At 41.0% G+C, this 23,456-nt stretch carries 20 protein-coding genes; 8 read left to right on the top strand and 12 right to left on the bottom strand.

All coding sequences use genetic code 11. The annotated features are described in order from the left end of the window. Positions 1-29: 29 nt before the first annotated feature. From KF872_09275 to KF872_09300, 6 genes are all read right to left on the bottom strand, one after another. Positions 30-848: an ABC transporter permease gene (locus tag KF872_09275; protein ID MBX2903735.1), complete on the bottom strand. Its 819-nt coding sequence runs from the start codon at positions 846-848 to the stop codon at positions 30-32. Further along, positions 849-1,541, bottom strand: coding sequence for a CoA transferase subunit A (locus KF872_09280; GenBank protein ID MBX2903736.1), 693 nt, complete (start codon positions 1,539-1,541; stop codon positions 849-851). Positions 1,542-1,658: 117 nt separating this feature from the next. Beyond that, complete coding sequence (locus KF872_09285) at positions 1,659-2,447, bottom strand: hypothetical protein (GenBank protein MBX2903737.1); 789 nt, start codon at positions 2,445-2,447, stop codon at positions 1,659-1,661. Then, positions 2,444-3,187, bottom strand: a complete 744-nt coding sequence (locus tag KF872_09290) for a UDP-2,3-diacylglucosamine diphosphatase (GenBank protein ID MBX2903738.1) — start codon at positions 3,185-3,187, stop codon at positions 2,444-2,446. Before KF872_09290 ends, KF872_09285 begins: the two co-directional genes overlap by 4 nt. Before the next feature lie 158 nt (positions 3,188-3,345). Continuing rightward, positions 3,346-5,115 (bottom strand): T9SS type A sorting domain-containing protein, encoded by a 1,770-nt coding sequence (locus KF872_09295; protein MBX2903739.1) that lies wholly within the window; start codon positions 5,113-5,115, stop codon positions 3,346-3,348. Positions 5,116-5,148: 33 nt separating this feature from the next. Beyond that, positions 5,149-7,584, bottom strand: a complete 2,436-nt coding sequence (locus tag KF872_09300) for a hypothetical protein (GenBank protein MBX2903740.1) — start codon at positions 7,582-7,584, stop codon at positions 5,149-5,151. Between the two features lie 488 nt (positions 7,585-8,072). Between KF872_09300 and KF872_09305 the strand changes: the two genes are divergently transcribed. From KF872_09305 to uvrC, 3 genes are all read left to right on the top strand, one after another. Continuing rightward, positions 8,073-8,510, top strand: coding sequence for a response regulator (locus KF872_09305; GenBank protein MBX2903741.1), 438 nt, complete (start codon positions 8,073-8,075; stop codon positions 8,508-8,510). A gap of 86 nt (positions 8,511-8,596) precedes the next feature. Further along, a complete protein-coding gene (gene lipA, locus KF872_09310; protein ID MBX2903742.1) occupies positions 8,597-9,460 on the top strand; it encodes a lipoyl synthase in 864 nt (287 codons plus the stop codon). 41 nt (positions 9,461-9,501) lie between these two features. Then, entirely contained in the window at positions 9,502-11,334 is a 1,833-nt protein-coding gene (uvrC, locus tag KF872_09315; GenBank protein MBX2903743.1) for an excinuclease ABC subunit UvrC, read from the top strand. A gap of 15 nt (positions 11,335-11,349) precedes the next feature. Here uvrC and KF872_09320 read toward each other — a convergent pair whose 3' ends face one another. Next, entirely contained in the window at positions 11,350-12,216 is an 867-nt protein-coding gene (locus tag KF872_09320) for an aldose 1-epimerase family protein (protein ID MBX2903744.1), read from the bottom strand. 58 nt (positions 12,217-12,274) lie between these two features. Between KF872_09320 and KF872_09325 the strand changes: the two genes are divergently transcribed. After that, complete coding sequence (locus KF872_09325; protein MBX2903745.1) at positions 12,275-12,898, top strand: hypothetical protein; 624 nt, start codon at positions 12,275-12,277, stop codon at positions 12,896-12,898. Between the two features lie 21 nt (positions 12,899-12,919). Then, positions 12,920-13,615: a hypothetical protein gene (locus tag KF872_09330; GenBank protein ID MBX2903746.1), complete on the top strand. Its 696-nt coding sequence runs from the start codon at positions 12,920-12,922 to the stop codon at positions 13,613-13,615. Positions 13,616-13,638: 23 nt separating this feature from the next. Here KF872_09330 and KF872_09335 read toward each other — a convergent pair whose 3' ends face one another. From KF872_09335 to sucC, 4 genes are all read right to left on the bottom strand, one after another. Next, entirely contained in the window at positions 13,639-14,406 is a 768-nt protein-coding gene (locus KF872_09335; protein MBX2903747.1) for an alpha/beta hydrolase, read from the bottom strand. Positions 14,407-14,472: 66 nt separating this feature from the next. After that, entirely contained in the window at positions 14,473-14,898 is a 426-nt protein-coding gene (locus tag KF872_09340; protein MBX2903748.1) for a response regulator, read from the bottom strand. A 27-nt stretch (positions 14,899-14,925) separates the two neighbouring features. Next, positions 14,926-16,227 carry a PAS domain-containing protein gene (locus KF872_09345; protein ID MBX2903749.1) on the bottom strand — a complete coding sequence of 434 codons (1,302 nt, stop codon included), beginning with the start codon at positions 16,225-16,227 and terminating at the stop codon, positions 14,926-14,928. 81 nt (positions 16,228-16,308) lie between these two features. After that, a complete protein-coding gene (gene sucC / locus KF872_09350; protein MBX2903750.1) occupies positions 16,309-17,520 on the bottom strand; it encodes an ADP-forming succinate--CoA ligase subunit beta in 1,212 nt (403 codons plus the stop codon). A gap of 364 nt (positions 17,521-17,884) precedes the next feature. Here sucC and KF872_09355 point away from each other — a divergent pair, with 364 nt between their 5' ends. The 3 genes from KF872_09355 (at position 17,885) to glmS (ending at position 21,900) form a co-directional block, all read left to right on the top strand. Further along, positions 17,885-18,694, top strand: a complete 810-nt coding sequence (locus tag KF872_09355) for a glycogen/starch synthase (protein ID MBX2903751.1) — start codon at positions 17,885-17,887, stop codon at positions 18,692-18,694. A 68-nt stretch (positions 18,695-18,762) separates the two neighbouring features. After that, positions 18,763-20,055, top strand: coding sequence for a DUF4270 family protein (locus KF872_09360; protein MBX2903752.1), 1,293 nt, complete (start codon positions 18,763-18,765; stop codon positions 20,053-20,055). A 6-nt stretch (positions 20,056-20,061) separates the two neighbouring features. Continuing rightward, entirely contained in the window at positions 20,062-21,900 is a 1,839-nt protein-coding gene (glmS, locus tag KF872_09365) for a glutamine--fructose-6-phosphate transaminase (isomerizing) (GenBank protein MBX2903753.1), read from the top strand. Positions 21,901-21,913: 13 nt separating this feature from the next. Here glmS and KF872_09370 read toward each other — a convergent pair whose 3' ends face one another. Beyond that, complete coding sequence (locus tag KF872_09370; protein MBX2903754.1) at positions 21,914-23,437, bottom strand: aspartate aminotransferase family protein; 1,524 nt, start codon at positions 23,435-23,437, stop codon at positions 21,914-21,916. Positions 23,438-23,456: the final 19 nt, after the last annotated feature.

Here is a 23,456-nt window from a genome sequence, read left to right on the forward strand (position 1 = left end):
TAGAGCAGCCTTGTTCTGTTTTTTTAGGCTTAGGCGTAATCTACAATATCGTCTTCAACCTGAGTTAAATACCAAGCGCCAATAGCACATAGTATGGCAACAAAAGAAATGGAAATCCAAAACTGCCATTCCGGAAATGCTTCACCCAGTAGCGCAAACCGATAGCCTTTAATAATGCCTGCCATTGGATTCAGGTATAAAAAAATATTGAATTGTGGCGGTATAATGGTGGTAGGAAAAAACACAGGTGTAAACCATATTCCCACGCCAATTACGGTGGGTACAATTTGGTTTAAATCGCGAAACTTTGCATTAAGAGCATTCATCCAAAGCGCAATTGCCAAACCGCTTACAGCAGTTAGTAGAATAAACAATGGCAGCAGTAAAAAATTTATACTCCATACTTCGGGGCTTAGCAGCATAAACAGCATGAGTATTAGGAGCGAAACTCCGGCTTCTACCGATGCCACCACAACTTTTGCGAGCGGCAAAATAAGCTTGGGGAAGTACATTTTGCGAATTAGGTTTTGGCGCTGCACTATAGAAGAAGAAGCAAGGGTTACTATTTGTTGAAAGTAGTTCCAAGCAATCATTCCGGCAAAGGCAAAAAGGTGGTAGGGCGAAGTGGTTTCTACTTTCAATAAATACTTGAAGAGCACAGTAAAAAGAAGCAGCACAAATAGTGGCCGTAGTATTGCCCATAGCAATCCAAACTTTGTTTGGGCGTATTGTACTTTAACTTCTTGCCATGCAAAAACCCAAATAAGGCTGCGATATTTTTTCATTTCGCGCCAGTATTCGGCAATGGTTGGCGGGTTGGCAGTAATAACTTTTATGGGCTTTTGCATTTATTTTCTCACCGTGCGTTGTTCGATTCTTTTTTCGTATTGTTCGCCTTTAAAAATTCTGTTTACGTAAATGCCGGGTGTGTGTATTTCGTTAGGGTCGAGTTCGCCAACGGGCACCAATTCTTCTACTTCTGCAATGGTAATTTTACCGGCCATTGCCATAAGCGGATTAAAATTGCGGGCGGTGCCGCGGTAAATTAAGTTTCCGGCAGTATCGCCTTTCCATGCTTTTACTATGGCAAAATCGCTTTCAAAAGCGGTTTCCATTAAGTATTCTTTACCGCCAAACTGGCGTGTTTCTTTTCCTTGGGCTACTTCGGTGCCCACACCTGCCGGAGTATAAAATGCAGGAATGCCATAACCGGTCATCATACAGCGGGTGGCCAATGTGCCTTGTGGCACCAGTTCTACTTCTAGTTCTCCGCTCAATAGTTGCCTTTCAAACTCGGCATTTTCGCCTACATAGCTCGAAATCATTTTCCTTACCTGGCGGGTTTGCAGCAGTAAGCCAATTCCAAAGCCATCTACTCCGGCATTGTTAGAAATACAGGTTAGCCCTTTTACGCCTTTGCGTACCAATGCTGCAATGCTGTTTTCGGGAATGCCGCATAACCCAAAGCCGCCCAGCATAATTACTGCGTTGTCTTGTATATCTTTTATGGCATCGTCTGCCCCGCTAACTACTTTGTTTATCATGCTTCAAACCTACATAAATTTTTATTGCAACAATTAGTCCTTTGCTGTGAAAAATTTTGAGAAACACAGGCAACTTGGCAATAGATTTTATGGCACTTGCAAAGCCCGGTATCTTTAGAACGAATAAAAAAGCGCTTTGCCGTTTTTTAGGATAAGCAGTATGTTTTTGTTGATGGCTGCTTGCAAAAAATTGTCTTCGGGCAGCGTAAGTGCAGCGGTAGAAAGCGATTGTGTGTTGTATGCCATTAGTTTTTGTTCGTTGGCATAGATTATATTTTGTTCGTGCAGTTGGAATTTTTTTAATCCCTGTATGGGAATTGTTTTTTGGTAGCTGCCGAAAAAGTCGAAAACAAGAATGCCTTGGGTGCTGTCGTTCATAAAAACCATATTGTTGTATTCTTGCAAAAAATTAGGAAGCGGAATGGTAGAAAGTACATTGTTTAAACTTTGGCTTTCGCGAAGAATAAAACCTGTTTCATCAATTTTTTTCAACTTTAAGGTTGCCATATCATAGAACCAAATTCTACCATCGGTAGAGCTGCAAACGGCTGTTACGGCTGGGTAACCCAGTTGTAAAAAATCGTAGGTAACCAAAGGCGCAAGAAAGCGATCGAGTACTACCGCTTTCATTACTCCCGGAAAGAATACCACAATTTTAAGCGGATTAGTAACATCAATGCTGCCTATGTTTCCATATCTAAACTCCTCGTAAGGAGACAGTAGCTTGCCATCGGGAGTGTACTTTAATAATTTATTGGCCGAAGCTAAATAGCAATTGCCAAACTTATCGGTAGCTGCCAGCGAGGCATCGGTTTCTATGCTGCTCACCAGCGTGTAACTGCTTGGTGTTTGAGCTTGTAGTTGCCATGTAAAAAAGAGTAAAAACAGCGAGAGGTATTTCATGGATTAAAATGTTTGAGTTCGGTAGTGTTGCCGTCAAATACAGCATAAGTATTGTGGTGAATCCAATCGCCCAAGTTTATGTAAATACTGTTTTCGCCTACCGGAAGGTGGATGGGTAAGTGGCGATGACCAAACACAAAATAATCGTAGTGCTGCTGTGTGAGTTTTCTCTTGCAGTATTGTACTAGCCATTCACGCTCTTCGCCCAAAAAAATTTCTTTGGTGGCTTCGCCATTTTTGTAGCGGCTTTTTCGAGAAAAGTAACTGCCTAGCTTCATGCCAATATCGGGATGCAACCACCGGAACGCCCATTGTGCCAATGGATGTGTAAAGAGTTTCTTCATGCGTTTAAATCCGGCATCTCCGGGACCCAAACCATCGCCATGCCCAATTAAGAAAGTTTTGCCGTTAAACGCTCTTTCTATAGCTTGGTAGTAAACGGTAGCTCCCAATTCTTCTTGCAGGTAACCGCTCATCCATAAATCGTGATTGCCGGTAAAAATATGAACAGGAATGCCGCTGTCGCAAAGGGCGGCAATTTTGCCCTGTAATCGAACAAAACCTTTAGGTACAACGGTTTGGTATTCGTGCCAAAAATCAAAGAGGTCGCCTACCAAAAAAATTTCGGTAGCATCGGCAGCAGCCATTTCTAACCATTGAATAAACAGCAGTTCGCGCTGGCGGCTGGCAGTGCTGTTGGGTGTTCCTAAATGTAAATCCGATGCAAAATAAATACGCATGTGCGCTGCAAAATAGGAAACAGAATACAAGCCTGCTAATTTCATGCAAAGGCGCACCCACTTTAAAGGTTTAGCAGCACATACATTTTGCTTTCTAAAAACTTAATTTACAAGAGTTGTGTCTTTTTTTTAGAATGTTTTGAACAGCAGTTTTTCTACTATTCCACCAATAATTTCATCATGCTAATGTTGTCGTTTCCTTGTAGTTGTAAGAAATATAGTCCTTTGTGAAGGCTGCTAACATCTACTTTAGTTATAGGCGTGTCTAAGGCAATCGCACGAATTTTTCTACCGTTAATATCAAAAAGTGCAGCCTGTATATTGGTTTGATTAGAAGCCGATAAATCAACAATAAATTCATTGGAGGTAGGGTTGGGATAAATAGTAAAGTAAAATTCACTTACGTTTTCGTTAATTCCGGTAACGCCTTGGTTAATTTTAGCAACCCACCCATCAAACCGTTCGGTGCCGGAGCCTATATAACTTGCGTTGATGTAATAGCTGCCATCATTGTCGCAGTTTATTTGTGTCATGAACCTACCAACGGTGTATATGCTGTTGTCTTTTACTGCCACACTGTAGATTCGCTCAGTATTGTCCGATCCACCAAAGCTCTTAACCCAATTAAACGTACCATTGGTGTTGAGCTTTAACAAGAATGCATCTAAGGCTCCAACAGATGTGATGTTTTTTACATACGCACCCGGGTCAAAATCTATTCCACCTTTGTAAGTTCCCGCTATATACACATTGTTTGCTGCATCAATTGTCATTCGGGTGGCTCGCTCACCGTCCCAAGTGTTACCTATACTTTTTGCCCACAAATAGTTGCCCGATGCATCGAGTTTGGAAATAAAAATATCGGAATAGCCTTTTGAAATTAAAGTGGTAGAACCCATACTAACTGTACCCATAAAGCTACCGGCTACCAAAACATTGGATGCCCCATCTACCGCTACGGCATTGACAAAATTATACGTGCTTATTGCACTAGCGCCAACCCCGCCCATCTGTTTTGCCCATTGAAAACTACCGTTTGCCGATAGTTTCAGCAGAAAGCCCTTCTGAATACTGTCGGTAAGTGTATAAGCCGAAACAGTATCCGGGTCAAAGTCAACAGCTCCTATAAAATCTCCGGAAACATACAGATTACCTGATGCATCTGATGCAATAGAACGCGGGAAAACCAAAGCGCCTCCTACGGTATCGGCATCAATACTTTTTACCCAAAGAAAATTGCCGTTGTTATCAAACTTCAACACATACCCTCGTTGTCCCATTGAAGTCAATTCATATTCACTGGTATCCGGATCAAAATCAACCGTTTCCTTATATCTACCGGCAATACATACGTTCCCTGAGGCATCAATAGTCATTGCGGGTCCTTCTTCATCACCGCCATTATTAGATCCTTCGGGGAAGTTGTCAGCCCAATTCTTTGCCCACAAAAAATTTTCATTGGCATCTAACTTCACTAAAAAAATATCGCTGGTGCTTATGGGAACTACCTCATGCGTAACAGCCGTATCGGGGTCAAAATCTACGGTAGTATTGAAATATCCTAGCAAAAACAAATTGCCGGAAGCATCTTTTTTCATACTGGTAACACCTATGTAGCGCGGATCTAACGGGTTGCCAAATGTGAGCACCTTCACAAAATTATCGGTAGCATCCAGTTTGAGCACAAAAGCATTTCCTCTGCCAAGTGCATCGGGTGTACAATCCTTGAAAGCAGGACCTGCACCTAAGTCAAAATCTACTGTATCGTTAAAGTGACCACCTATGTATTTGTTGCCCTGAGCATCTATAATAACCGACAAGGCACGGTCTGTATAGTGCCCACCGATTGGTGCAGCCCAATCTATAGTTTGTGCGTGAATAGTAGTGCCAAACAACAAAAGAAGTGAAATAAAAAATGTGTGTTTCATAACGCTTCAGGTTTAACTGTTCTAGGAATATAATTACTTATTAAGTGTGATTGTTATTAGGGCTTCTCCTCCACTACAGTCCGCTGTGCGGTGCTCACAACCATTATTTACGCAACTTCCCCAACTGGCACCATAGCCCACATAGTAGGTTCCTGTGGTATTGGGGTCAATGGCGTACATATATCCGTGTAACCAACCAGGGTCTTTTGCCGACCAGTTTTCGGAATAGGTGCTGCCGCTTCCCAGTGTAATTGTTACTGAATAGGTTTTTGCGTCTGCCACCGGTGCAATAGCAACTCCGCAATTTGAGTAATGCCATAAATTACCTCCGGCATCATCTCTATCATTATGATATGCTGTAAGTGGCGCGTAATAGATAATTGTTTTATTGTCGTTGCTTATTTTTACGGTGCCTTTCACTTCTTCGCGAAAAATCCAATCGGAAGAGGAAAGTTTAAAGAAAACCCGTGCAGTAATGTTTTCGGTTGCAGAAACCACATCTTCATCTGTTGCTGTATAAATCACAGAGTTTTTAGGTGTTACATACGTTTTTGTGTTGCCATCAAGAGATCCGTATTTACCCGGAGTGCTCCATTCCACTTTGTATTCTACTCCATTGCCTTGAATAATAGGGTTGGTACCATCAGCGTTTAGCAGCTTTAGTGTGAGCGATCTGGTTCCGGCTTTTGGAGTGAGCGTAGCTCCGTTGGGTTTCATTACAATCGTTAGTTTTTTTACATTAACGTAAGCTGTATCCGTTCCCAACTCTCTGGATCCATTTGGCCCAACTATGAAAGCCTTCACATAAATGGTTTCTACATTATCGTCATCTGGAGCTATTTTGCCATAGTATGTGGCAGTAGTAGTTGAGGAGGCAGTAGTAGTTGTTACCTCTGCTCCGTTTTGTTTGAAAACACCAAACAAGCCCGATGTGGACCACACATACTCAACTTTTTCACCGTTGCTGAGGGCAGCATTAGTGGAAGCGGTAAGTGTATGATTGGTAAGTTTCATTGTTTTTGAATGCTTGGGTGTAATGGTTACATCGTTGTTTTTACTTAGCACGGTCCATTCATCGAGTGTGTTGCTATTTTTGATATGTGTAAAACGAGACTCTATAGGATTGGCGTTATCATCAACGTTTGCGTTTATGAGCCAAGAAAACAATCCCCCTTTGATAATATCAACAAATGCCTGTTGCTGCTTCTCGTTTTTTTCCAACTCCGACAATGCTTGCAACTCTTGTGCAGGCACAATACCGCTGATAGATTCCAATAGTCTTGTATAAAGTAGTTCGCGTTTTTGCGATTCCCACAAGGCATAATCGCAGAAGTCGGTAATTGCCTGCGTATATTCACCGTCTTTTACCAAGTCAATAGTTTCAGGCCTAAGAAGTGCTTTTACCTCGTTAATATAGGCTCGTACTCTTTCAATGTTGTTGGGTAATACATCGTATATCACTTTCGACTGGTTTAAGTGGTCAAGTATAAGCGGCATCAATAGGTCAACTGCAAAAAACTCGATACACATTTCTTCATACTTTGTTTTTTCAGCATTAGACATGGCAATACTCGATTCTTTTCCGCCAATACCCACAATACGCACTTTCCATGTGGATTCGCTTTCGTTGTTCTGTAACGGAAGTGCTTGCGGGCCTGAAACTTCGGGAGTTGAGCCAGCCTTCCCACGCACAGCCATATTGTAATCTGCCGGAGTAATATTCAGTATTTGAGAAAGAAGCGTATATGGATAATTGGTATTGTCGCGGTAAGCTACCTTATAGATATAGGCATGTCCTCTGCGAGCATAGCTGTTGAGTACCTCCATGTTTTCATCACTACCGCTTTGTGCTCTTACTGTTATACCACTTTTAGTATCATCTGCATCTTTTACTTTTATCTGCCTGCCAATTAAATCAAGTACAGGCTTATTATGTATTTCACTTACTGCTTTTATGTACGCTTCTTTGTATGCATCTGTTGAGAGCATAAGTGGGTTAGAAATAAACAACTGCTCCAGCGAGGATTTTAGCCCTGCAAACTGTGGATACGTAGGTATCTTTTTTATATAGGCAATGCGCTCTTCTTTGCTGGGCGAATACATGGTTCCCAAGCCGTAATACAATAATACCTGAGCGGTGGTGGCAACAGATATTTCTTTGTTGTTGTCTGTAATGATGCCCGCCAATACAGGTTTGTCGCCTTGATATAGAAAAACTACTTCATAACTTCCTGCATTGAAAGCAATACTGGCTTTGCCATCGCTGCCTATGGGGAATGATTGAGACAAAGAGTAAACTGCTGTATTTGAAAGGTTCAACGAAGAACCGCTAGGAAGCACTACCTGAATACCGGTTGTTTTTGATTGGGTAGGTTCTTCTTTGTCCTTTTTACAGGCAGCTATCATTAAAACCGATGCAAATGCAAGTGTAATAAGGGCGTTGCGGATAAAAATGTAAGCGTGTTGCATAATCATAAATTTATATACAACGAAGTTAATCTATATTATTAAGAAAATTTAATATTCTTGAATAAGAAGCTATGCAATTTTCCTTGCAAGTATATTTAGAAGAGATGCTGTAAAATATGGTTGGGGCTACTATGCAGGAGGTGCAATAAGCCTATGTATGTGGAAAGGAAGCCATTGTATAGTCTATGAGTGAGTTATCTCATAGAAACTTTTATTTGTTGATACTCAAGTGCTATCTTAATTTAATACAAACGTTGTTTAGTAAAAGCGTTGCTACAACGGTAGACCTTTGCAATGTATTGATAAGCGCTTTGCTTCTTCTATGAAACGTGTTGTAAGCGACACTTACAATACCTACAACAATAGCACTATTGCTCACCTGCTAAATGTAAACTTTACTGGCGCACCAACTTTAAAGGTGTAGCAGCACATATATTTTGCTTTCTATAAAACTTAATTACTTTTAATCTATCTCCAAACTCCGATATATGAATTTTCTAAATATAGATGTGCTATTGGTAGAAGATAACCCCTACGATGCAGAACTAACATTGTATGCCTTGCAAGCCAGAAATTTTGCTAATTCCATTTACCATGTGCGCGATGGGCAAGAGGCACTCGATTTTATTTTTGCCGAAGGAAAATATACTGAACGTAAAACCGCTAAGCCTCCTAAATTGGTATTGCTCGATTTAAAAATGCCCAAAATAAACGGGGTAGAGGTTTTAGAAGAGCTTAAAAAACATGAGGCAAGTAAGACTATTCCGGTAGTGGTACTTACTTCTTCTAACGAAGATATTGATATTGATAGATGCTATAAGTTGGGTGTAAACAGTTACATCGTAAAACCGGTAGAGTTCGATGCCTTTTCAAAAGTAGTAGCGGAGTTGGGGTTTTATTGGATGATGCTGAATAAAACATCATAGAAATAGAACAAATGCCAATTCTTTTTATTGCCAATTGGGTTTCAACTTTAGCGCTTATCTTCGTTGCTCAAATTTCATAAAGCAACATGAGCGAAAATGTTTCTGTGCCGCGAAAACCCGATTGGCTTAAAATAAAATTACCTGCTGGAGTTGAGTATTCCGAAGTAAAGAAAAACATTAAAGAAAACAGGCTCCACACTATATGCGAAAGCGGCAATTGCCCTAACCAAACAGAATGCTGGGGCGCAGGAACTGCCACGCTAATGATACTTGGAAATGTATGTACCCGCAGTTGTATGTTTTGCAATGTTGCTACAGGCAAGCCGGAGAATGTAGATATTGCAGAGCCTTTCCGCGTTGCAGAATCGGTAAAGCGCATGGGATTAAAGCATGTGGTAATTACCTCTGTAGATCGCGATGATTTAACCGATGGCGGCAGCAAAATTTGGGCGGCAACCATTCGAGCTATTCGCAGGCATTGCCCGGGCGTTACAATGGAAACGCTCATTCCCGATTTTCAAGGTAAACAAGAAAACCTGCAACACATTATTGATGTAAAACCCGAAGTGGTAAGCCACAATATTGAAACCGTAAAGCGCCTTAGTCGCGAAGTGCGCGTACAAGCTCGTTTTGAACGCAGTATAGACGTGTTAAAGCGCCTAAAAGATGGCGGCATAGAAAGAACCAAAAGCGGCATAATGCTTGGTTTGGGAGAAACCACCGAAGAAATTATTGAGGCAATGGACGATTTAAGAAGTGCATCGGTAGATGTGCTTACAATTGGGCAGTATTTGCAACCAACCAAAATGCACTTGCCGGTAAAAAAGTACGTTACGCCACAGGAGTTTAAAGAGCTAAAAGATATTGGTTTAGCAAAGGGGTTTTCTATTGTAGAAAGCGGTCCCATGGTACGCAGCAGCTACCACGCAGAAAGGCACATAAAGAAATAAACCCTAACTGCTTATTTTGTTTACCTGCAATTAAAGAGTAATTGACAGCCGAAGAATTTAGAGCACAGTATCAGCAAACCATACCCAACCAACCGGGTGTGTATCGCTATTTCAGCGATAGCAACGAAATACTGTATATCGGCAAAGCAAAAGATTTACGCAAGCGCGTTTCTAGCTATTTCACCAAAGGCGATTTAAGTTTTCGCATTAAAACAATGGTGCGCAGTATTGCCAGAATAGAGTTTACCATTGTGGGCACAGAGCAAGATGCTTTTTTGCTCGAAAACGCACTCATAAAGCAATACCAACCGCGCTATAATATCGATTTAAAAGACGATAAAACATATCCGTATATAGTAATTAAAAACGAACCCTTTCCTCGTGTTTTTTTAACCCGAAAAGTAGTTAAAGACGGCAGCCAATACATAGGTCCGTTTACTTCGGTAAACAATGTGCGCAACGTGCTTGGTTTGCTTACTACGCTTTTCCCAATTAGAACTTGCACGCTGGCACTCACGCCTAAAAATATTCAAAGCGGAAAATTTAAGGTGTGTTTGGAATACCACATGAAAAATTGCCTGGGTCCCTGCGTGGGCTTGCAAACCGAAGAAGAATATACCGAAAACATAAACGAAATAAAGAACCTGCTCAAAAGCAATTTTGGTTCGGTGATGAATTTTTTAAAAAGGAAAATGAATGAGTTTGCCGAGCAGCTCAATTTTGAACGCGCCAACGAATTCAAAGAAAAAATTGAAGTGCTGAAAGTGTGGCAAACCAAAAGCACTATTGTAAATCCAAAGTTGCACAATATTGATGTGTATGGCTATACCGAAACCGAAACATTCGCATTCATAAGCTATTTAAAAATAAGCAACGGAACTATCGTAAAAGCCCGTGCCATAGAAGTAAAAAAGCTGTTGGAAGAAACCAGCGAAGAAATTCTGCAGTGCGCTATTGTAGAAATAAGTTTTTCGGATGACGAAGTAAATGAAGATAACCCCGAAATTATTTTGCCTTTTGAGGTAGAGATACCATTTGTGCACACACCCACCATTCCGCAAGCAGGCGATAAAAAGAAACTGCTCGACTTGGCAACCAGAAACGCCCTCTATGCCAAAGAAGAAAAGGTGAAAAGCATGATGACATCCGAAGAGAAGAATCCTTCGTTCAGGATTATGCGCACTCTTAAAGACGATTTAAAACTAAAGGAATTGCCGCGCCACATCGAGTGTTTCGATAATTCAAACATCATGGGCATCAATCCGGTAAGCGCTTGTGTGGTGTTTAAAGATGCTAAGCCCAGCAAAAAAGACTACCGTATTTTTAATGTAAAAACCGTAGAAGGTCCCAACGATTTTGCCACTATGCAAGAAGTAATTTACAGGCGCTATAAACGCTTGCTGGATGAAGCCCAAGGCCTGCCACAGCTAATTGTGGTAGATGGCGGAAAAGGGCAACTGAGCAGCGCGGTAGAAAGTTTAAAAACACTGGAACTGTATGGTAAAATTCCAATTGTGGGCATAGCAAAAAGGTTAGAAGAAATATATTTTCCCGAAGATTCTATTCCGCTGCACATCAATAAAAAAAGCGAGAGCCTAAAACTTATTCAGCGTATGCGCGATGAAGCACACCGCTTTGGCATTACCCATCACCGCAATAGACGCAGCAAAAAATTCACAGTTACCGAGTTAGAAAGTATTGAAGGTATTGGAAAAAAAACTGCCGAAACTTTGCTTGCACATTTTAAATCGGTAGCTCAAATTAAAAAAGCAACACACAGCGAAATTGCCTCGTTGGTAGGCGCTGCAAAAGCTACAATCATTGCAGATTATTTTACCGAAACGCCCGGTGCCGGCAGTTCTGTTTCAAACTAAAAATTCTATGGCCTTTTAGCCAACCTCTATTTGCAATGCGGCATAAAACTCTTTGCCCGGTTGCAGCGCTATAATTCCTTCTTTGGCAGCAAAATCGGTAGTTTGGTTGGCAGTATCGGCACAGCCAAACCAAGGCTCTATGCAAACGTATGGCGCACCTTCTTTTGTCCAAATTCCTAAATACGGAAATCCATCGAATTTTACTTTCAACCAATGTGAATGTAAATTGCTTTTTATACATACACTGCGCGAAGTGTGGTCTTTAAAAATCAATGCATCGCTGTTGAATAATTCGGGTGTAAGATGTATGTTGCCATTGGTAGAAACTATTGAAGCAACTCCGTTGAAGAAGCCATCGGTATCAATATGTTTTCTATTTAAAATTTCGGCATGTTCAAATTCCAAATGGTATTGATTAAACGCTTCGTTTTTTGAAAACGGAACGGCAAAAGCCGGATGCGCACCCAAAGAAAAAAGCATAGGTGTTTCATGCTTGTTAGATACGCTAAACCATTGCTGCAGGCTGTTTTTGTGCAGTTCAAACCCAATGTTAAATTCAAATTCAAACGGGTAAAACTGCTTAGTGCTATCGCTGCTTTTTAAGCTAAAAACCATAGCCGTTTCCGATTGTTCAATCAAATCAAAATTACTCTTGCGGGCAAAACCGTGCTTCTCCATTGGGTATGCTTTTTTGCCTAAGTGTATGCGGTCGTTTTGGCAGCGCCCCACCACCGGAAACAGCACCGGAGCGTGCCAGCCCCACCATTTTTGGTCGGCTTGCCACAAGTGTTCTATGTTACTTTCTTTACTAAAAAGAGAAGTTAATTCAGCACCCAAATTGCGGGCGCTTACTTTTAAAAATTCATTTTCTATATTGTGCATAAATTGTTGTGCAATAGCTGTCTGCAAATTCTAAATTTGTTAATCTAAAAATAAGTTCATGATGAAATTTTTCTCACTCATTCTTGTGTTGCTTTTAAGTGTTTCTACTCAAGCTCAAAAACTTACAAAAGAGCAAAAGAAACAATTGAAAAATGAATTAAAATCATACAAGAAAAACTTGGAAGGTTACTACCAGCAAAAGCAAACCAGCCAAAAGGCAACAGAAGATAATACAGCATTGGTACAAAAGCTGAAAGACGATTTAGCTGTGGCAGAAGGCGAAAAAGCAGAGTTGGAAAAAAGATTAGAAGCCGCCAACCGCTTGCTGGGTGAGTGCGAAAGTAAACCTGCCAAAGTGGTAGATGCTTCCGAAGTGCCTATGGGAACAGTGTATAAAGTGCAAATTGGCTTTTACAAAAAATACGATATTACCGCCAACTTTGCCCATCCCAAATTTGTAGGTTATGAAGATGTAGAAGGTTTTAAACGCTACGTCATCAGTTCTTTTGAAACCGAAGAAGAAGCCGAAAAGTTGAAAAAAGATTTACGCGGGTTAGGCATAAAAGATGCTTTTGTTGCAAAGTATGTAGATAAGCAACGCGTGTTTGAATGGGAGAAAAACCCCAAATACAAAGGCAAGCAAGCGCCATCTTCTTGGAAAGATGTGGTAAACGAGCAGTAATCATACCACTCAAATATATTTATGCGGATTTTAATTATTGGCGAAGAAGAGCGCAGGAATGTTTTGCGCAATAGGTTTGTACTCCGTTGTCCGCAAGTAGAGGTAGAATTAAGCGATGGCGATGCCGAAGAAGATTTCGAAGATTTTGATGCCATCTTTGATGTAAACTTTGATGACGATAGCGAAAATTTTCCTGTGTATGCATCGCTGCGCGAAAAACCAATTTTTGTAAGTGTACTCAAGCAGCAATTGGCAGAAGCCGTTTACGTTGCCGATAGCAAAGTGCGCTGCCGTTTATTTGGCATCAATGCGCTGCCGTTTTTTTTAGAAAACGATGTTTGGGAAGTAAGCCTTTTTAGAAAGTTTGAAACACCCGAGCTCGAAAAAGTAATGCAGCTATTGAACCAACAGTGGCTTCCGGTAGAAGACCGCGTTGGCTTGGTAAAAGCAAGGGTAATTTTTATGATAATAAACGAAGCCTGCTACACTTTGCAAGAAGGAACAGCAAGCATAGAAGATATAGACCTAGCAATGAAACAAGGCACCAATTACCCATTTGGTCCGTTTGAGTGGTGCGATAAAATTGGCATTACACATGTGTTTGAAACCTTAACAGCCTTATACGAAGACACTAAAGACGAGCGCTATAAAATTTGCCCGCTCTTAAAAACGAAATACTTGCGCAACGAAACTTTTTACCGCGCTGCCAAGCAATAATCAATCAGCACAATTTGTAAGCATTACATAAAACAAAAGGATGCAAACCTGCTTATGGCGGTAAGCGTTTCTTTCTTTTTTTCAAACACGCTCATGTGTTTACAGGTATCATGAAAATGCACATCGGCAATAGATGGAAAACATACCTGCTTCGAAGTAAAAGCTATTGGCGCCACATTGTCTTGCTTGCCATTTATGAATAAAACAGGCACAAGCGTTTTCTTTAATACCTCCTCTTTGCTTTTGCGTTTCATCATGGCATTGGTTGCAGCAATAAGCGCTTTGGGATTGTATTTTTCTGCGCGTTGGGCAAGTGTTGCAATAAGTTTGGTATTCTTAAATGAAGGATGGAAATAATCTTTGTAAAGTTCGCGTACATAGGCAGGTGTACCATGTTTAGCAATAAATTCAATTCCCCTTTTTCGGGCAACCTTTTTTTCGTTGGTGTCTGCAAAGCAGTGCGAGTTTATTAAGCCAAATCCTGCCAGCAATTCGGGATATTTTTCTGCAAAGTGGAGTGCAATATAGCCGCCCATGCTATGCCCGAGCAATACACATTTTTTCACCTTTTCTTTTTGCAGCAGCGTACGTACATCTTCGGCATATTGCTCCATCGAAAGTTTACGCCCCGAACTTTGCAGTGGCGTATTTCCAAAACCTTCTAAATCGGGCACTATAACTTTATATTGCTTGCTCAGGTTGGTAGCTATATCGTTCCACATGTTTCCCTCTTCCAGAAACCCGTGAATAAGCACTACCGGCTTACCTGCTCCAAGTACTTTGTAATACATTGCTTTCCAATTTTACACGAAGGTAAAAAAGCACAAAAGCAGTTTGTAAAACTTGTAAACACTTGCTTAGGTAAGCACTATAAATTGGTTGGTTTTTTCGCTTCTAATAAAGTTTAGAATTTCGGTAGTAAGCGGTTTAGATGCAAAGCCTTTTATTTCTTCGTAGGTTTTGCTTTTTTCAATATCTAAAGGATTAAGCGAGGAAGTAAGAATAAACACCCTTGTTTTGGCAATTACTTCTGCGGGCAATTGGCGGAAGTTGTCCATAAATTCCCAGCCATCCATGTCGGGCATGTTAATGTCTAAGAAAATAAAATCCGGAAAGCCGGGTGGGTTGCTTTGGGCAATGTCTTTGAGTTCTTCCAATGCTTCTACCGGACTAACATGGCTCGAAATTTTGGTGGCAAACTTTTCGAACTCAATAATTTTTTCATTCAAAAAATTAAAGGCTCGGTCGTCATCAATTAGGAGTATGTGGTAATTTTTTTCCATGTTGTTTACGGATGTATTTGTGAGTTTTTATTGCTTAATAAATGTAAGGTGCACTTCTGTTCCACTATTGGGTTCACTTAGTATATGAATTTTTCCTCCCATAATATCCATACCCTTTTTTACCATGTGTAAACCTATTCCTTTTCCCTCAATGTTTGAATTGAATTTTCTATATAATCCAAAGATTTTATGGCTGTGTTTATTTAAATCTACACCAATGCCGTTGTCTATAAAAACAACGGTTACTGTGGAGTTGCTTTCGCTAGCCTTAATTTTTATTTGTAGGGGCTGTTGGTCTTTTTTAAACTTAATGGCGTTTTGCAGCAGTTCGTAGAAAATATTGAGTACATATTCTCGCACACCCACAATGGTAAGGGTTTCATCTGCCAATAGTTCAATATTGGCGGCAATGTCGGGTGTTTGAATGGCACAGCGTTCTATGGCTTTTTGCAATAGCGGTTTTAGTTCGAGTTCTTCAAAAAGTAAGTTTTCTTTTTTCATGGTAAGAATATGGGTAAGGTCGCGCAGGGTTTCGTCCATGAGTAAGGCTTCCTTTTCCATTTCTTGCATAATTATGTTTTTGAGTGCTTCTGCTGAGGCGGCATTGGAAAGCACACTAAGGGCTGTTTGCATTTTAGATGTGTGCGAGCGCAAGCGGTGCGATACCACAAAGGCAAGTTCTTCTAAATCTTTGTTGTAGTTTACGAGGTTAGAAATTAGCAATGCGCGCTCGGCCTCGGCTTTTTTTCTTTCTGTGAAGTCGAAACATACACCTACCATGCGGGTGGGTTCGTTTCTAAATCCTCGTTTTACCAAGGCTACTAAATGTAAGTTGCGTATGGAGTTATCGTTTTGGCGGATTATTCTAAACTCTGCTTGAAAGGCGTTGCCGCTACCCGTGATGGAGGCAAAACTTTTGCTGAGTGTAGATCTATCTTCAGGTACTACAAAGTTGAAAAACACTTTGCTTATACTAGGGTATTGTTCTTGGTTTTCAATTCCGTAGATGGTAAACATTTGGTCGTCCCAAATAATTTGGCCGGTAGCTCCGCTCCATTCCCAAACGCCCGCTTTAGAGGCTTTGGAGGCAAGTGCAAATTTTTCGTTAGTTGCTGCAATTTTTCTTTCCAACTCTGCTTTCTCTATTTGCAGAATACGCAGAGAGTGCTCTGCAAAATTTTTTGCTTGCTCATTGGTTTGAACACTTTTATTTAACTCTAATAAAAATGCTTGGCAATCTTTATGGGAACGCAAATGCTCCGGCAGCAAGTTTAGGTGCTGTGCAAGTAGTGGATGCCAAGTTTCTGTGGTTGTGGTAGCGGACGCCATATTTTAGAACATGGTAAGTGTTTCGTAAACTTAGTGTTATTTACGAAAATCCAAACTTACGGTTCGTTCTAAATATAACTTTTATGCTAATGCTTTGCGTACTTCTTCTGCTGCTTCTTTTAAAAGTATGGCAGGGCGTACTTGTAAGCCGCTTTCGTCAATTAGTTTTTTGGCTTCGGCAGCATTGGTTCCTTGGAGGCGCACAATAATTGGCACCGGAATATTGCCTATAGTGCGATAGGCATCTACAATACCTTGCGCTACTCTATCGCAACGAACAATACCTCCAAATATATTTACCAAAATTGCTTTCACATTAGGATCTTTAAGAATAATTCTAAAGGCTTTTTCAACTCTTTCGGCATTGGCTGTGCCACCCACGTCTAAGAAGTTGGCAGGCTCACCACCGTTTAGTTTTATCATGTCCATGGTTGCCATGGCTAATCCTGCTCCGTTTACCATACAGCCTACGTTGCCATCTAATTTTACATAGTTTAAATCGGCATTGGTTGCTTCTACTTCTGTGGGGTCTTCTTCGTTTAGGTCGCGCATGGCGGCTAAATCTGCATGGCGGTAAAGTGCGTTATCGTCTAAAGATATTTTTCCATCTACGGCAATAATACGGCTGTCGGAAGTTTTTAGGCAAGGGTTAATTTCTACCATAGCGGCATCGCTGCTGAGGTAGGTATTGTAAAGTGCTTTTACAAATTTGGTCATTTCTTTAAAGGCATTGCCGCTTAAGCCTAGGTTGAAGGCAATTTTACGGCATTGGTAGTCTTGTAAGCCTACGGCTGCATCTACCCACTCTTTATGAACCAATTCCGGAGTTTTTTCGGCTACTTCTTCTATGTCCATTCCTCCTTCGGTAGAATAGATAAAAACGTTTTTTCCGGTACCGCGATCGAGCAAAATAGAGATATAAAATTCTTTTGGCTCACTTTCGCCCGGGTAGTACACATCTTGTGCCACCAAAATTTTATTTACCAGTTTACCTGCTTCTCCGGTTTGTTTTGTAACCAGCACACCACCTAAAATATTGCCTGCTATTTCTTTTACTTTATCTAAGTTTTTGGCAAGTGCCACACCGTTTTGGTCGGTTCCGCGTATTTTTCCTTTTCCCCTTCCGCCTGCGTGTATCTGGCTTTTTACAACCACCCACTTGCTGTTGTATAGCTCATCTAATTTTTTAGCGGCTTCTACGGCTTGCTCTACTGTTTCTGCTACTATTCCTTCTTGAATGGATGCTCCGTTTTTTTTGAGTAGTTCTTTTGCCTGATATTCGTGTAAATTCATGATGTATAATTTCTTCTTATAGAATTTTGAACGGACGAATGTATAAAGCTGTTTTAAATTTAGGGGATAATTTTTGAAGAAATGAATGTTTTATTGGGCAGTCGGTGTGTTTGCAGCATCGCTAAGCGCAAGTTGCAGATGGTAGCCTGTGGAGCGGGTGTTTAAAGTTTGTAAATACCGTTTTGTTGCAATATATTGTTAATCAATTAAAAACAAATTAAAATTTGAAGCGATTACATTGGTGTTAAAATAGAAATTCAATATTTCTTTGGTTTTATTCAAGATTTTATTAGTATCTTTGCAGCCCGTTTTAGCGGAAAACGTTCTCAACGCTTTATTGTTCACAAAAATCTAATAGTTAAGCATGGAAAAGAAGCGCATCCTGATAATAACGCAGGAAATGGATCCCTACATCAATCTCACCGAAGCCTCAAGAATTTTAAACGAACTCCCTAAGCACATCTTAGAAAACGGAAACGAAATCCGTGTTTTAATGCCCAAATTTGGAAATATCAACGAAAGAAGACATAAGTTACACGAAGTAGTGCGCCTAAGCGGTATAAATGTAATTATTAACGATGAAGATTTTCCGTTGGTAATTAAAGTAGCCTCGTTGCCGGGAGCACGCCTGCAAGTTTACTTTTTAGATAATGAAGACTTCTTTAAGCGCAAAGCCGTGTTTGAAGACGAAAACAACAACTTTTTTGAAGACAACAGCGATCGTATGGTTTTCTTCTGCAAAGGAGCTTTGGAAACCGTTCGCAAATTTGGTTGGGCACCGGATATTATCCACTGCGTTGGTTGGATGACCAGTTTAATTCCAATGTATTTAAAAACTACATATAAAGACGATCCGGTTTTTGCCAATGCCAAAGTGGTTTATACCGTTTACAAAAACGAGTTTCCTTCTACACTAAAAAGCAATTTCCCTACACTGTTGCGCATTAGCGATGATATTACGCCAAAACATGTAGAGTATTTTAAGAATGGCGATAATGCTAGCCTGCTTATTGGCGGAACCGAATTTGCCGATGCCTTAATTGTTGGCAATAACGAATTAGACGATAAAGTTCAAAAGCACGTAAAGAAAACTAAGAAGCCAACTTTAAACTTAGATCTTGGCGAGGGAAGCGTAGAAGAAGTGAGTAAGTTTTTCTTTAATGTTATGAACTAAAAAAAGTATGGCATGAAATTTTTTTCATAGCCTTGCGTTTTGGTTATTCATAAAAAGTAATTTGAAACTTGAAATTAAGTATTACCAATATTGCAGTGGGCTTTATGCTCGCTGCAATTTTTTTTGAAGCAAGCTCCTGCACAGAACCGGTAATTACCGATAAAACCCTGTTGGGCGAAGACGAAGAACTACTTCTTGGTACAGCAGATACCTTTTCGGTAAACAGCTATTTACAGCGCGAAAGCAATATAGGTACCAGTAGCGTTAGCGGAGGTATTTTGGGCAATATTACCGACCCTGTTTTCGGTTCTACCTATGCCGGATTTTATGCCAACTTTAGAACTACTACCAACAATATAAATTTTGGAGAAAACCTTACCTTAGACTCTTGTGTATTGGTGTTGAACTATCGCGCTTTATATGGCAACAATACCCAACCGGTGCAACTCAGCGTATATGAATTAGACCAAGATATTTTAAGCAATGTCCAGTATTACAGCAATGCCAGTTTTGCAGTAAAAACCCCTCCGGTAGCCCAACTCGGTAATTTTGTACCCAATGCTTTAGATACGGTAAATGTTTATGGTGTGGCATACAGCCCACAATTGCGTATAAGATTGAGCAACGATTTTGGTAATAAAATTCTACATGCCGACACGCTTAACTTAATAAACAGCACCGCCTTTAAAACCTTTATGAAAGGACTTAGCGTATCGGTGCAACCGGGTGCCCAAGGCAATGGCTTGGTAGCATTCAATTTATATGCTGCCGAAACCGGCATAGCACTGTATTACAGCAACAGCGCTAGCGATTCGCTGGTGTATTTATTCCCTATTTCATCTTCGGGCCAAAGTGTAAACCGCTTTGAGCACACATTGGGCAACACCGTAAACCAATACCTTATCAATGCCGAAACCGTAAGCGATGAAATACTGCCAATAGTAAGTGGAGGTGGAACCAAAGTAAAAATTACCATTCCGGAGTTAGATTCTTTGCCCCAAAACGTAGCCATAAACAAAGCAGAATTTATTATTCCGCTTTCTACAGTTTATAGCAATTACGATACTATTTTTACCCCTCCGGGCGCTATTGCTTTTTATAGATTGAACGACTTGGGAGTAGAGGTGAATGACACCGATTACTCCAACGGTAGAATTGAAACCGTTACCATAAACGGGCAAACCATTAAACGCTATCGTGTAAATATTACTCGCTATGCCCAAAATTTACTAAAAGGTGCCTATAAAAACAATGGATTTGTATTGGCAGCACCCGATGCCAACGGGCAACGCATGGTGCTCTCTAATTCCACCGACAAAAATTATAGAATTGCATTAAAAATCATTTATACCAAACTGTAAAAGAATATGTGCGGAATAGTTGCTTACATCGGTCATCGCGAGGCGTATCCGATTTTAATTAAGGGTTTAAAAAGATTAGAATATCGCGGCTACGATAGTGCAGGAGTAGCACTGTATAACCATACATTAAACATCTACAAAAAGAAAGGAAAAGTAGCCGATTTAGAAGCCGCTACACTTGGTGCCAATATAAATGGAAATTTAGGAATGGGGCATACGCGCTGGGCAACCCATGGCGAACCCAACGATGCCAACAGCCACCCGCACCTTTCTCAATCCGGTGAAATAGCCATTATACACAATGGTATTATAGAAAACTACGCCACCCTCAAAGAGGAACTAATAAATCGCGGACACACCTTTAAAAGCGATACTGATACCGAAGTGCTGGTGCATTTAATTGAAGAAATTAAGACCCAAGAGAATTGCTCCTTAGAAGAATCTGTACGCTTGGCATTAAACGAAGTGGTTGGTGCATACGCCATTGTAATTATTTCGCGCAACGACCCTACCAAACTTATTGGCGCACGTAAAGGCAGCCCATTGGTGGTGGGTATTGGCGAAGCAGGCGAATATTTTATGGCAAGCGATGCCACTCCAATTATTGAATACACACGCCAAGTACTCTATTTAGAAGACGGTGAAATTGCATACATCCGCGATAAAGAACTTACCATTCGCACCATAGCCAATGAAGAAGTATCGCCATTTATTCAGCAATTGGCAATGAATTTAGAAGCCATTGAAAAAGGCGGCTACCCTCATTTTATGCTCAAAGAAATTCATGAACAACCGCGCTCAATTTACGATAGTATTCGTGGTCGTTTCGATCCGCAAAGAGGCACCTTTGCCATGCGCAGCTTAAAAGAGTATGAGCATAAAATAAAAAACCTTAGGCGTATTATTATTGTTGGCTGCGGTACTTCTTGGCACGCAGGCTTGGTGGGCGAGTATTTATTTGAAAACTTAGCCCGCATTCCGGTAGAAGTAGAATATGCCAGCGAATTTCGCTATCGCAACCCGGTTATTAACGAAGACGATTTGGTAATTGCCATTTCGCAAAGTGGCGAAACTGCCGATACTTTAGAAGCCATGCGCATTGCAAAAGAGCACGGAGCAACCGTTTTTGGTTTGTGCAATGTGGTGGGTTCCTCTATTCCCCGATTAAGCCATGCAGGCGCTTACACCCATGCCGGCCCGGAAATAGGCGTAGCCTCTACCAAAGCGTTTACAGCACAAGTTTCTATTCTTACATTATGGGCATTGGCATTTGGAGAATTGCAAGGCAAGCTGTCTAAAAATGAGTTGCGCACAGCCATGGCAGAGCTAGAAACTATCCCGGCCAAGGTGGAAAAAATACTAAAATACGAACCGCAAATAGTTGAAATTGCCGAGCGTTTCAGCAATGCACAAAACTTTCTTTTCTTAGGAAGAGGTTATGGCTTTCCGGTTGCGTTAGAAGGCGCATTAAAGCTCAAAGAAATTTCATACATACATGCAGAAGGCTATCCGGCAGCAGAAATGAAACACGGTCCTATTGCTTTAATAGACGATAAAATGCCGGTAGTAGTAATTGCCACTAAATCTTCTAATTACGATAAAGTAGTAAGCAATATTCAAGAAGTAAAGGCAAGAAAAGGGATTGTAATTGCCATTGTTACCGAAGGCGATACCAAAGTGCCCGCCATGACAGATTACGCACTAGAAATTCCTTTGGTAAGCGATTTCTTAGAAGCTTTGCTCACCACCATTCCTTTGCAATTGCTTTCGTATCATATTGCTGTGTTGCGCGGTTGCAATGTAGATCAACCACGCAATTTAGCTAAGAGCGTAACGGTAGAATAAACTACCGTTTTTTTTAAAAAGGATAAGTACTTTGAGTTACATCGGTGTATGCAATAAGCATTGGCATATACATACTTGGATCTATTTCGCGCCCTGCACCTCCGTACATGGCAGCAGATTTAGGGTCGCCAGTTTGCACTTTGGCATATTCCACCCCAGCTTTTAAATCGCTTTCAAAAGCAGCTACAATGCCGGCATTGGTTGCCTGCGGTCCGGTAATGCAAAAGTGGAAAGCATTTGGATGTTGCTGTCCGTTCATGCGCCATCCTTTGGTTTTTAGGTAATCGTTTACATGGTATATGTTGAATACATCGGAACTAATGGCCGTAATAAATAGCGAATCGCCAAGGAGTGTAAGTTCGGGAATGGCGCGAACTACATTTTTCATTTGTAGGTTTACATCAAAAATTTGTTGGGCGCGTTTCATATATCCTTCTTTGCCGTAGTGTACCATTGCAGCCCAAGTAGCGGCAAACAAGCCACCGGATTTGCTGCCGTTGAACCCGGTTGAAACATATACACCTCCCGGCCAATCTACTTCGCCATAGTATTGGTAGCGCCTTAGTTGCTCGTTTCGGAAAAGTATGGTAGAAGTGCCTTTTAGAGAATAGCCGTATTTGTGTGTATCGGCAGAAATGGCTGTAACTCCTGGCAGGCGGAAGTCAAATACCGGGCAGGCAATGCCCAAAGGTTCTGCCCAAGCTAAAATAAAGCCTCCCAGGCAGCCATCTACATGGAATCCAACTTGGTGTTTTTCTGCAATGGCAGAAAGTTCTGCAATGGGATCTATAATGCCATGTCCGTAGTTGCCGGCAGAGCCAACAATAAGCACTGTATTGGGAGTAATTTTACTTTCAACATCGCGAACATCGGCTTCGTAATGGCTGTTTAGCTTGGCAACCACCACTTTTATGTTTAAGTAGTGTGCGGCTTTAAAGAATGCAGGATGCGCACTAACGGGCAAAACAATTTCGGGTTGGGTAATGCCTTTATCTACTCCCCATTCGCGGTGTACATAAACAGATTGAAAGATACTATCGGTGCCGCCTGTGGTGAGCGAGCCGCAGGCTTTTTGTTTAGGATCTCTTTTGTTTACTTCATTGCCATGAAATAAATCTAAGGTCATGGCAATAATTTCGCCTTCGTATTTGGTGAGCGAAGGGCACACATCGCGCTGTATAGAATTTACTTGCGAGTAATAGCTGAAGGCTTCATTTAAAAAATCGTAGTGGTCTTGGTCGCCATGGTAAAAAGAGCCGGATATTTTTCCGTTTTTCCAAGGTTCGCTTTCTGCTGCGTGCATTTCGCGAATTTGCTGCAGCACAGCTTCGCGTGAGCTGCCTTTTTCAGGCATTTGGCGGTGTACGGTGTAGGTATCTTTATAGGGAAACAATGATTGTACCATTTCGGGATTGTTGCGCATTTCATTCATTATCAGTTCTATCTTTTTTTCATCGCTCATGCTGCGCTGCACGGCTCGAGCTACTGCTGGTAAATACTTTACTATTTTCTTTTCAATAAACTTGGCGATAGACATACAAACTCATTTTTAATTT

This window comes from Chitinophagales bacterium, from assembly GCA_019638515.1.
GTDB lineage: Bacteria > Bacteroidota > Bacteroidia > Chitinophagales > LD1 > UBA7692.